General features: G+C 31.4%; 10 protein-coding genes. 5 read left to right on the top strand and 5 right to left on the bottom strand.

Annotated features, from left to right (window positions below):
- The first annotated feature begins 16 nt into the window (after window positions 1–16).
- The 5 genes from D6200_RS03300 (at window position 17) to D6200_RS03280 (ending at window position 8,316) form a co-directional block, all read left to right on the top strand.
- Window positions 17–949, top strand: a complete 933-nt coding sequence (locus D6200_RS03300) for a helix-turn-helix domain-containing protein (RefSeq protein ID WP_047788767.1) — start codon at window positions 17–19, stop codon at window positions 947–949.
- 182 nt (window positions 950–1,131) lie between these two features.
- A complete protein-coding gene (locus D6200_RS03295) occupies window positions 1,132–1,914 on the top strand; it encodes a carboxypeptidase-like regulatory domain-containing protein (protein ID WP_073183991.1) in 783 nt (260 codons plus the stop codon).
- Window positions 1,915–1,993: 79 nt separating this feature from the next.
- A complete protein-coding gene (locus D6200_RS03290) occupies window positions 1,994–3,475 on the top strand; it encodes a S41 family peptidase (RefSeq protein ID WP_073183989.1) in 1,482 nt (493 codons plus the stop codon).
- Between the two features lie 101 nt (window positions 3,476–3,576).
- On the top strand, window positions 3,577–7,245 hold the full coding sequence (gene purL, locus D6200_RS03285; protein ID WP_073183987.1) for a phosphoribosylformylglycinamidine synthase: 3,669 nt from the start codon (window positions 3,577–3,579) through the stop codon (window positions 7,243–7,245).
- Window positions 7,246–7,890: 645 nt separating this feature from the next.
- Window positions 7,891–8,316, top strand: a complete 426-nt coding sequence (locus D6200_RS03280; RefSeq protein WP_073183984.1) for a helix-turn-helix domain-containing protein — start codon at window positions 7,891–7,893, stop codon at window positions 8,314–8,316.
- A gap of 288 nt (window positions 8,317–8,604) precedes the next feature.
- Here D6200_RS03280 and fabG read toward each other — a convergent pair whose 3' ends face one another.
- From fabG to lpxA, 5 genes are all read right to left on the bottom strand, one after another.
- On the bottom strand, window positions 8,605–9,351 hold the full coding sequence (gene fabG, locus D6200_RS03275; protein ID WP_073183981.1) for a 3-oxoacyl-[acyl-carrier-protein] reductase: 747 nt from the start codon (window positions 9,349–9,351) through the stop codon (window positions 8,605–8,607).
- An 81-nt stretch (window positions 9,352–9,432) separates the two neighbouring features.
- Window positions 9,433–10,305, bottom strand: coding sequence for a succinate--CoA ligase subunit alpha (sucD, locus tag D6200_RS03270; protein ID WP_047788761.1), 873 nt, complete (start codon window positions 10,303–10,305; stop codon window positions 9,433–9,435).
- Between the two features lie 74 nt (window positions 10,306–10,379).
- On the bottom strand, window positions 10,380–11,300 hold the full coding sequence (locus D6200_RS03265; RefSeq protein ID WP_073183978.1) for a UDP-3-O-(3-hydroxymyristoyl)glucosamine N-acyltransferase: 921 nt from the start codon (window positions 11,298–11,300) through the stop codon (window positions 10,380–10,382).
- A 45-nt stretch (window positions 11,301–11,345) separates the two neighbouring features.
- Complete coding sequence (efp, locus tag D6200_RS03260) at window positions 11,346–11,912, bottom strand: elongation factor P (RefSeq protein ID WP_047788759.1); 567 nt, start codon at window positions 11,910–11,912, stop codon at window positions 11,346–11,348.
- Between the two features lie 46 nt (window positions 11,913–11,958).
- Window positions 11,959–12,744: an acyl-ACP--UDP-N-acetylglucosamine O-acyltransferase gene (gene lpxA / locus D6200_RS03255; protein ID WP_047788758.1), complete on the bottom strand. Its 786-nt coding sequence runs from the start codon at window positions 12,742–12,744 to the stop codon at window positions 11,959–11,961.

Here is a 12,744-nt window from a genome sequence, read left to right as displayed (position 1 = left end):
TACAGAAATCATGAAAATGTCAAGTCTTAACTTCAATTCCATAACAGAATTCCACGACCATTTTAGTTTAAAAGTTCCTGAAAATCCTTTATTTAGTATTATCCATACTGAATTAGAAGAAGATGAATATGAGAGTTGTGAAGCTTATGCTTTTGACGAACCTGTAGAAATAAATTGCCAGTTTTATGGTATCAGCCTAAAGAACATTATTTCAGGGGAACTCTCTTATGGACGTACTAAATATGATTGTACTAAAGGAACAATGTTGTTTACAGCGCCAAACCAAACTTTAATATTTAAAGATTTGGTGTTTAGTTCAGAGAGTTATCATATAGCATTTCATAAAAATTATATACAAAGCCTTGATATTTATGAAAAAATCAAGACCTATAATTTCTTTAATTACAATGTAAACGAAGCACTTCATCTATCACCTAAAGAAGAAGAGATAGTAAAAAATATTTTCAAGAGTATTAAAGCCGAATATTATAATAATCATGATGAGTTTAGCAAAGAAATCATTATTTCTCAATTAGAAACTTTATTAAAGTATGCTGATAGATTTTACAAAAGACAGTTTTTAAATAGAACTGATGATAACAAGATTTTAATTACCAAATTTAAAGATATATTAAACACCTATTTTGAACAAAACTTATTTGCTGAAGAGGGAATCCCTACTTTAGATTGGATGGCTACACAATTAAATGTAAGTCATCGTTATATGAGTGACACTATAAAAGCTGAGACAGGAAAGACAGCTGTAGACCAAATCAATTTATTTTTAGTTGATGAAGCTAAAAGTTTATTGTTGAATCCAAATTTTTCAATATCTGAAACGGCATATAAACTGGGGTTTGAATATCCTCAATATTTCACTAGAGTTTTTAAAAAAAAGGTAGGAATGAGCCCAAAAGAATATATAAAAAAGTATTCTTCTTTGAATTAGATTTTAACTAATTGTTTCCATTCCATACATATTTTTGTCACTACTTTATTCTAACGAAAAAGAGTCACCCTCCTCTCCTATTTAATATAATCTATTATCATAGCTTGAAATGATTATATGTAGAGGGATTAATTTCACATATTATTAACGAGAACAAAGCCTATTATTCTTATTTTCGCCCTATGCAAAAACGATTATTATTCTTAATAGCAATAGTATTTAGTCTATCTATTCAATCACAAGATAAATTAAAAGGGCAAATAATAGATTCAGAATCTAAAAAACCTTTAAGTGCGGCTCATATTTTAAATCTTAATAGCGTAGTAGGTACTATTACTAATGAAAATGGGCTCTTTGACCTTGTTGCTCAAGCAAACGATACCGTTCTAGTTTCTTATTTAGGTTATGCTTCTATTAAACTAAAAGTTACTAATGATCTTTTAAAAGGAAATGAAGTTGTTATATCTTTAGAGGAAAAGCCAGAAGAGGTAAAAGAAGTTGTAATTAAGTCAACTGAACTAATTGGTGTTTTAGAGGTAGATATAAAACAAGTTCCAAAAGATCGTTTTACTAGAATACATATTAATGGATTGCCACAAACGTATGAAGTTGGAAGGCCTCAAAAAATTTCCTCTCCTATTGCTAAACTCTTAAATCCGGTTGATTTGGTATATAACCTATTCGGAAGCAAACCTAAACAGCTTAAAAAATTAAAGAAGCTTAAAAAAGAAGACGATTTGCGTAAAATGTTAGCTGGTAAATTTGATCGTGAAGTTATGATGGAATATCTTGAAATGGATAGGACTGAGTTAAATAAGCTATTATCTGACTGTAACTATTCTGAATACTTTATAAAAAAAGCCAGTGACCTACAATTAATTGAAGCTGTTTTAAATTGTTACGAAAACTATAAAACAGTAAAAAAAGGTAAAATAGAAAGAAACAGAATACCTGATAAAAATTAATTTTTTTGTAAAAAAAATAGGGTAAGTGATATTTTATATGTTATATTGTTTATAAATTAATATATAATTACTTTAAATAATGAAAAAAATCATATTACTATCCTTTATGTTTACAATTCTTTTAAGTTGTAGTAAAGATGATAAACTAGCTGAACCAGTAGATGAAGTTAAACTAAACAATAAAGTAAATAATTTTGTATGGAAAGCCATGAACTCATGGTACAATTGGCAAGAAGATATTTCTAATTTAGCAGATAGTAAAGATGATAATATAAATGAGTATTATACTTACTTAAACTCATACGGTACTCCAAACGATTTATTTAAAAGCTTACTGTATAAATATCAAGAAGTAGATAAGTTCTCTTGGTTTATTGAAGACTATATTGAACAAGAAAAGGCTTTTCAAGGTACTAGTACTAGTTTTGGCTTTAGACCTACGTCCATAAAAATTAATGATACCAATATTATCTTATTAGTAACTAAAGTATCTGAGAATTCACCAGCTTCAGAAAAAGGATTAAAAAGAGGTGATATTATAATTGGTATAGATGGTCAAAAATTTACTACAACCAACTTCGATGCACTTATAAAAAATTACTATAATGAAACTGCCGAATTTATTTTAGGTGAAAATGATGGAGTTACTGAAAAATCAAAAATAACTTTAACTAAAAGAGAAGTTAATGATAATGCTATACAGCTAGCTAAAATTTTTAATAATATAAATGGTAAAAAAGTAGGTTACTTAGTTTACAATGGGTTTAGGTCATCTTACGATAAAGAACTTAATAATGCCTTTGCTAATTTTAAAGCAGAAGGAATACAAGAGTTAATATTAGACTTTAGATACAATGGAGGTGGCTCTGTATTAACTTGTGGATACTTAGCCAGTATGATTTACGGTGAAGGAGCTGCAGAGCAAGATGTTTTTGCTAAAACTATTTATAACAAAAAACATACTGACAGAAGCTTTTTATTACCTTTTTTAAATGGTATTTTTCAGTATGACTCTGATGGAAATTACTTAGAAGGTCAAGATATTCCTTTAAATAGACTCACAGGGCTTTCTAAAATTTATGTTATAACTTCAAGTAATACAGCTTCTGCTAGTGAAATGATAATAAATGGCTTAAGACCTTATATTGATGTGGTTACTGTTGGTAAAACTACCTATGGTAAAAATGTTGGATCTATTACGTTATATGATTCTCCAACTACAGATTACACCGATAAAAGCAAAGCTAATACTACTCACAAAATGGCTATGCAACCTATTACTTTCCAAATATTTAACAAGTTAAATCAAAGTGATTATGTTAACGGTTTTGCTGCAGATATAGATATTAATGAATTTGCCAGTTGGGATAATTTTTTACCATTTGGAAATGAAAACGAAATTTTATTAAAATCTGTTTTAGATAACATAAAAGGTATAGCTTCAAAAGCTCAAAAACCTTCCAATATACAGGTGATAGATAATTTACAAAAAAATCGTTTTGAACAAGAAATGTATTATGAAAGTGATTTTTTAAAAAATATTAATCATCTTAATCTTTAAACGAAAAAAGCAGCAAAATTTTGCTGCTTTTTTTATGCTTTTATTTCATCCAAAAGAATTAAATTTACACCTTTCAAAAACATACACAAACACAACTAACAATGATTCATTTCTTTGGAAACGTAAACAGCAAGGTTTTTGCTGTTCAAACAACAGAAGAATTAACATCTGAAACAATTTCGAAGTTAACTTGGTTATTTGGCAACCAACCGAAAATAAACGCGGCGTCTCTTGACGCCTTTTTTGTTGGCCCTAGAGCAGCTATGATTACTCCTTGGAGTACCAACGCTGTTGAAATTACTCAAAATATGGGAATTTCTGGAATTATCAGAATTGAAGAATTTGATGCAGTAGCTAATGATTTTTCTGACTTCGACCCAATGATTTCTCAAAAATTTGATGGATTAAACCAAGAAACTTTTACCATTGATATTCAACCTGAACCAATTTTAGAAATTGATGATATTGCTACTTATAACGAGCAAGAAGGATTGGCGTTGAGCGATGAAGAAATTGGGTATTTAGAAGAAGTAGCTACCAAAATTGGAAGAAAATTAACCGATTCTGAAGTATTTGGATTTTCTCAAGTAAATTCAGAACACTGCCGTCATAAAATTTTCAACGGTACTTTTGTTATTGATGGTGAAGAAATGCCAACTTCTTTATTCAAGTTAATTAAAGAAACCTCTAAGCAAAACCCTAACGATATTGTATCTGCTTATAAAGACAATGTTGCTTTTGTTAAAGGTCCAAAAGTAGAGCAATTTGCTCCTAAAAGCGCAGATAAACCAGACTTTTACGAAACAAAAGAATTTGAATCTGTTATTTCATTAAAAGCTGAAACACACAACTTCCCTACTACTGTTGAGCCTTTCAATGGTGCTGCAACAGGTTCAGGAGGTGAAATTCGTGATAGATTAGCTGGAGGAAAAGGATCGTTGCCATTAGCAGGAACAGCTGTTTATATGACTTCTTACTCTCGTTTAGAAGAAAATCGTCCTTGGGAAAAAGGAATGGACGAACGTAAGTGGTTATACCAAACTCCTATGGATATTTTAATCAAAGCTTCTAACGGAGCTTCTGATTTCGGTAATAAATTTGGTCAGCCATTAATCTGCGGTTCTGTTCTTACTTTTGAACATGAAGAAGATGCTCGCAAACTTGGTTTCGATAAAGTAATTATGCAAGCAGGTGGTATCGGATATGGTAAAAAAGAACAAGCATTAAAAGATACTCCACAAGAAGGAGATAAAATAGTAATTTTAGGTGGTGAAAATTACCGTATTGGTATGGGAGGAGCTGCGGTTTCTTCTGCTGATACTGGAGAGTTTTCAACAGGAATTGAGTTAAACGCAATTCAGCGTTCAAATCCTGAAATGCAAAAACGTGCTGCCAATGCGGTTCGTGGTATGGTAGAAAGTGATGAAAACTTTATCGTTTCTATTCACGATCACGGAGCTGGTGGACACTTAAACTGTTTATCAGAATTAGTAGAAGATACTGGTGGAAAAATCGACTTAGATAAACTACCTGTTGGGGATCCTACCCTATCTGATAAAGAGATTATCGGTAACGAATCTCAAGAACGTATGGGATTAGTAATTGCTGAGAAGCATATCGACACCCTTAATAAGATTGCTGAACGTGAGCGTTCACCAATGTACACTGTTGGTGATGTTACTGGTGACCACCGTTTTACTTTTGAATCTAAAACCAATGGAAACAAACCAATGGATTTAGCTTTAGAAGATATGTTTGGTAGTTCTCCTAAAACGATTATGACTGATAATACAGTTGATCGTAATTATGCTGATGTTGACTATTCTAAAGAAAACTTCACTAACTACTTAGAACAAGTTTTACAATTAGAAGCTGTTGCCTGTAAAGATTGGTTGACGAATAAGGTTGACCGTTGTGTTGGAGGAAAAGTAGCGAAGCAACAATGTGTTGGTTCTTTACAAATTCCATTGAACAATGTCGGTGTAATGGCGCTAGATTATAAAGGTAAAGAAGGTATTGCTACTACGATTGGGCACTCTCCTATTTCTGGATTGATTGATCCTGTAGCTGGAAGTAAAAACTCAATTGCTGAAGCATTAACGAATATTGTTTGGGCACCTTTAAAAGATGGTTTACAATCGGTTTCATTATCAGCAAACTGGATGTGGCCTTGTAAAAATGAAGGTGAAGATGCTCGCTTATACAAAGCTGTGAAGGCTATTTCGGATTTTTCAATCGATTTAGGAATCAATGTTCCAACAGGAAAAGATTCTTTATCAATGAAACAAAAATATCCTAATGAAGAAGTAATTTCTCCAGGAACTGTTGTTATTTCAGCTGCGGCTAACTGTAATGATATTACTAAAGTAGTAGAACCTGTTTTACAACCAAACAAAGGAGATATCTATTACATCAATTTATCGCAAGATGATTTTAAATTAGGAGGAAGTTCATTTGCGCAGATACTAAACAAATTAGGAAACTCTGCTCCTACGATTACTAATAATGAGTTCTTTAAATCAACATTTAATGTTTTACAGAATTTAATTAAGGAAGGAAAAATTGTTGCAGGTCACGATGTTGCATCTGGGGGATTGATTACTACTTTATTAGAATTGTGTTTTGCAGATGTAAACATAGGTGCGAACTTAGATTTATCAACTTTAAATGAAGCTGACAGTATCAAGTTGTTATTTGCTGAAAACTCAGGAATTGTTTTCCAAGCAACTGACGCTTCTATAGAACAAACTTTAGCTGATAATAACATCGAGTTCTTTAAAATTGGTTCGGTAATTGAATCTGATCGATTAAATATTAAAAATGGTTCTGATATTTTTGCTTTATCAATTGCTGAATTAAGAGATACTTGGTATGAGACTTCTTATTTATTAGATCAAAAACAAACGGCTAATGGTTTAGCTAAAAATCGTTTTGATAATTATAAAAATCAACCTTTACAATATACATTCCCAACGCATTTTACAGGAAAGCTTGCTGATACTGTGGGTACTATAACTAACAGACCTAAAGCAGCTATCATTCGTGAAAAGGGTTCAAACTCTGAACGTGAAATGGCAAATGCTATGTATTTAGCTGGTTTTGATGTGAAGGATGTTCACATGACTGATTTAATTTCTGGTCGTGAAACTTTAGAAGATATTCAATTTATTGGAGCTGTTGGAGGTTTTTCTAATTCAGATGTTTTGGGTTCTGCTAAAGGATGGGCTGGAGCATTTTTATATAATGAAAAAGCGAACACTGCTTTGAAAAACTTCTTTAACAGAGAAGATACACTTTCTGTTGGTATTTGTAACGGGTGTCAATTGTTTATGGAGTTAGAATTAATCAATCCAGAACATAACGAACACGGTAAGATGTTACACAACGATTCTAAAAAGCACGAAAGTTCATTTACATCTGTAAAAGTTCAGGAAAATAATTCAGTAATGTTATCTAGTTTGGCTGGAACAGAATTAGGAGTTTGGATTTCTCACGGAGAAGGAAAGTTCAATTTACCTGAAACTGAAGATAATTATAATATTGTTGCTAAGTATGCATATGAAGGATATCCTAACAATCCAAACGGTTCAGATTATAACACAGCAATGCTATGTGATAAGACTGGTCGTCATTTAGTAACTATGCCACATATTGAACGTTCTACTTTCCAATGGAACTGGGCTAACTATCCACAAGACAGAAAAGATGAAGTTTCACCTTGGTTAGAAGCTTTTGTTAATGCAAGAAAATGGATAGAAAATAAAAAATAAGTAGAATACTACATTCTCAACTACAAAAAGCACTCTGTAAACAGGGTGCTTTCTTTTTTTACAAAAGTAAACAACAAAACATATAGTTTACACTTGTTAACTATCTAATTATGGTAACATTTGTAATATTCTTCTTATTTAACTTCTATTTCTAAGTACATAATAAATTTATATAAGCACTTTGAAAGGATATAATTAAACTCATAAGTAATTTAAAGTAATTATTGAAGTATTATAAAGGTTATAGCCTTATTTATATTTATTTAAACTATTACTTCTGAAGAGTCATTATTATTAACCTTAAAGTTGCTTATTTGATGTTTAAGTCAGTTAAATAAGGATAAATGGTTATTTAAACACATTATATTTATTAAAAAAAAGAGATTTTTACATTTATAAACTTAACAAAACAAATAATTAGTTTAATTACAAATGTAAATAAAGATATTTAACAAAAGAATAAGTTTTCTCTATACCTAACCCTTAAAATATTGTTTTACAGTAATTTAAACGTTATTTGTTAAAGTGTTTAATCGCCTTGTTTTGAATTATTTTGAAGAAATATTAAATTTTTCTTGTCTACATTTATAAAACAATATATATTTACAATCGTAAACAATTCCTAATGTTTACATAAGTAAATAAATGATTGAAAGATTAAAACAGATATTAGACTATTACAATTTATCAGCGTCAAGCTTTGCTGATAAAATTGATGTTCCAAGATCTAGCATTTCTCACCTATTATCAGGAAGAAATAAACCGAGCTTAGATTTTATTATAAAAGTTGAAACGGCTTTTGATGAAGTTGATCTAAATTGGTTAGTGTATGGTAAAGGCAGTTTTCCTCCAAATGTAAAAAATCAAGAGAAAGAGATAAATATAGAGAAAAATGAAGCTCCTTCTCTGTTTACTGAAAATGTAGTATTTGACCAAGAACCCGAAAAAAAATCAAATACGAAATTCTCAGAGAGTACTATGAAACCAAAAGAATCAGCCGCTTTTAGAGAAATTAAAAATATTTTAGTTCTATACGATGATGGAACCTTTGAAGATTACAAAAAAAAATGATCGCATAAATGATTCCCTTATAATCCCAAAAGAATTTAATGAATTGTAAAATTCAAATAACCCCTCAGTATTTGTATCCCCCAACAAATCGTTTGAATTTTATGAGTCATTAAAAAATAAACTCCCCCTAAAACTTATATCCTCTTTAAGTTGAGTTTATAGAAATTGTCCCCCAAGGCAAATCCCTCGTGCTTGCCCGCTTACAAGCAAATCAACCCATTAAAATAGAAAAAGCCTGTATTATAAAAATAACACAGGCTTTTTTACTTTTTATATTTAAGTCAAATCTTATGTTAACATTCCTCCGTCAACTGATAATGTTTGACCAGTAATATATGAACTCATATCAGATGCTAAGAATACACAAGCGTTTGCAATATCTTCTGGAGTACCACCTCTTTTTAAAGGAATTTCATTTCTCCAACCTTCAACTACTTTTTCATCTAATTTTGCAGTCATTTCAGTTTCAATAAAACCGGGAGCTACAACGTTACTACGAATATTACGAGAACCTAACTCTAAAGCTACAGATTTTGAGAACCCTAAAATTCCTGCTTTTGAAGCTGCATAATTTGCTTGACCTGCATTTCCTTTTAATCCAACTACAGAACTCATATTGATAATTGAGCCTGCACGTTGCTTCATCATCGGACGAATCACTGCTTTAGTTAAATTGAAAACTGATTTTAAATTTACTTCGATTACTTTATCAAAATCTTCTTCAGAAATACGCATTAATAAATTATCTTTTGTAATACCTGCGTTGTTTACTAATACATCAATAGTTCCGAATTCTGCTAAAACATTTTTTGCCAACTCTTGAGCTGCATCAAACTCTGCCGCATTAGATTGATATCCTTTAGCGTTTACCCCTAATTCTTTTAATTCATTTTCTAAAGCAGTTGCTGCTTCCACAGAAGAACTATAAGTAAATGCAACATTACACCCTTGGTTTGCAAACTCTAATGCAATTCCTCTACCAATTCCTCTAGTAGCTCCTGTAATAATTGCTGTTTTATTTTCTAAAAGTTTCATTTATTAGTTGTTTTAATAGGGTCAAATATAAAAATAAATTCCCGTTATAAACGGGAATCTATTCTAATATGTATATGTTTATTAAGCTAAAACCTTAGCTACCATTTCTCCAATTTTAGCAGGAGACTCTACAACGTGTACTCCATTTTCAGCTAAAATCTTCATTTTAGCTTGTGCTGTATCATCTGCACCACCAACAATAGCACCTGCATGTCCCATTGTTCTACCAGCTGGAGCAGTTTGACCTGCAATAAAACCAACAACTGGTTTACGATTTCCATCAGCCTTAATCCATCGAGCAGCTTCCGCTTCTAAATTACCTCCAATTTCACCAATCATTACAATTGCTTCAGTTTCATCATCATTCATTAATAACTCAACAGCTTCTTTAGTAGTAGTTCCAATAATTGGATCTCCACCAATACCAATAGCTGTAGTAATTCCGTAACCCTGTTTTACAACTTGATCAGCAGCTTCATACGTTAAAGTTCCTGATTTAGAAACAATACCTACTTTACCTTTTTTGAAGATAAATCCTGGCATAATTCCTACTTTAGCTTCTTCCGGAGTAATTACTCCTGGACAGTTAGGTCCTACTAAAGTACAATCTAACTTATCAATGTAAGCTTTTACTTTTACCATGTCTGCAGTAGGAATTCCTTCGGTAATACAAATAATTACTTTAATTCCTGCTTCAGCAGCTTCCATAATAGCATCAGCAGCAAATGCTGGTGGTACAAAAATAATAGAGGTATCAGCTCCTGCTTTTTGTACAGCCTCATCAACTGTATTAAAAACTGGCTTTCCTAAATGCTCTTGACCTCCTTTACCTGGTGTTACACCTCCAACTACGTTTGTTCCGTAATCGATCATTTGGCCAGCGTGGAAAGTTCCTTCGCTACCTGTAAAACCTTGAACTATAATTTTTGAATCTTTATTTACTAAAACACTCATTGGTTTGCTTTTTATTATTTTTTTAAGACAGACAAAAATAACTTTTTAATTGTGTTTTCACAATTAATTTTACGTTACTTTTTTTGTTTATTAGTTTCGTTTTTTAAATAAATTACTTCACGCATTTTTTGACGGTATTCTTTTTGAGGTGTACCAAAATAGACTCCCTTTTTTAAAGATTTCATCACACCTGTTTGTGCCATTAAAACGGTTCCTTTTTCTATAGTTAAGCCACTAACAATTCCTACTTGTCCCCAAATAGTTACTTCATCTTCAATAACAGTACATCCTGCAATACCTGTTTGAGCTGCTATTAAACACTTTTTACCTATTACTGTATCATGACCTATATGAACTTGATTATCTATTTTTGATCCAGCACCTATTAAAGTATCTCCGGTTACACCTCTATCAATTGTACAAGAAGCTCCTAAATCTACATTATCTTCAAGTACTACTCTACCTCCAGAAATTAGTTTATCAAAACCTTCTGGTCTGTTTTTATAATAGAATGCATCTGCTCCTAAAACTGTATTGGCATGGATTGTTACATTATCTCCTATTATACAGTTATTGTTAATTGACACATTTGCATGTATTAAACAATTTTTTCCAATTTTTACGTTTTCTCCTATGAAAACGTTTGGTTGTATAACAGTTTTTTCTCCTATAATAGCAGATTCAGCAATACTACTTTTTGAAGCTATAAAAGGGTTGAAATATTTTGTTATTTTATTAAAATCTCTAAAAGGATCTTCAGAGATTAATAATGATTTACCTTCAGGGCAATCTACTTTTTTATTTATTAGTATTGTTGTAGCAGCTGAATTTAATGCTTTATCGTAGTATTTTGGATGATCTACAAAGACTATATCTCCTTTTTCTACTACATGAATTTCATTAATTCCTGTTATAGGAAAACTATTTTTTCCTACAAACTTTACATTTAGTAAAGTAGCAATCTGCTCTAAGGTTTGAGGCTGTTTAAATTTCATCTTTAAAAAGAAATTCCCGCCAAAGCGGGAATAATAATAGTATATTTATTCTTTGATACGCTCTGTGTAAGCTCCTTTTTCTGTATCTATTTTTATTTTGTCTCCTTCATTTATAAATAAAGGAACATTAATTCTCGCTCCTGTTTCAACAGTTGCTGGTTTTGTAGCATTTGTTGCAGTATTACCTTTTACACCTGGTTCAGTATGAGTTACCTCTAAAATAACATGAGAAGGCATTTCTACTGATAACGGCATTCCATCTTCAGTATTAATCAAAACAGTAACAACTTCTCCTTCTTTCATTAAATCTGGAGCATCTAATACTGATTTTTGAAGTGTAATTTGGTTATAATCTTCCGTATTCATGAAGTGATATAGATCTCCTTCAGGGTATAAATACTGAAACTTATGTGTTTCTACACGAACGTCATCAATTTTATGTCCTGCAGAAAAGGTATTATCAATTACTTTTCCGGAGGTAACGCTTTTAAGTTTCGTACGAACAAAAGCAGGTCCTTTTCCTGGCTTTACATGTAAAAACTCAATAATTTTGAATATGTCGTGATTATACTTTATACATAAACCTTTTTTAATATCTGATGTTGATGCCATTTATTTTGATCTTTATAGTATTGCTCTTTAAGTGCAATTTTAATAATTAATTTGCTTTAAAATATCCTTTCATGATTCCACGATGCGAATCTTTGATAAACTGAATAATCTCATCTCTTTCTGAAGTTGCTTCCATTTCAGCCTCTATAATATCTATAGCCTGAGTATTATTATAATTTTTTTGAAACAATATACGGTAAACGTCTTGAATTTCTCTTATTTTTTCAGTGCTAAATCCTCTTCTTCTTAATCCTACAGAATTGATCCCCACGTATGATAAAGGTTCTCTTGCTGCTTTTACATAAGGAGGAACATCTTTACGTACCAAGGATCCACCTGTTACAAAGGCATGATTACCTACAGAAGCAAATTGATGTACTGCCACCATACCTGCTAACACTACATTATCACCAACAGTTACGTGTCCTGCTAATGTTGAATTATTTGAAAAGATACAATTATCTCCCACTTTACAATCGTGCGCAATATGACAGTAAGCCATTATTAAACAGTTATCACCAATAACTGTTCTCATTCTATCAAGTGTTCCTCTATTAATTGTTACACACTCTCTTATGGTTACATTATCTCCTATTTCTACAGTCGTATCCTCATCATTATACTTTAAATCTTGAGGGATTGCTGAAATTACAGCTCCTGGAAAAATTCGACAATTTTTACCGATGCGTGCACCTTCCATGATAGTTACATTAGAACCTATCCATGTTCCTGATCCAATTTCTACATTTGCATGAATAGTTGTAAAAGGTTCAATAACTACATTCCTAGCTATTTTTGCTTGAGGGTGAACGTACGCAAGTGGTTGATTCAT

The sequence above is a fragment of the Tenacibaculum mesophilum genome, assembly GCF_003867075.1.
Lineage (GTDB): Bacteria > Bacteroidota > Bacteroidia > Flavobacteriales > Flavobacteriaceae > Polaribacter > Polaribacter mesophilus.
This window is presented reverse-complemented; position numbering and strand designations above follow the sequence as displayed.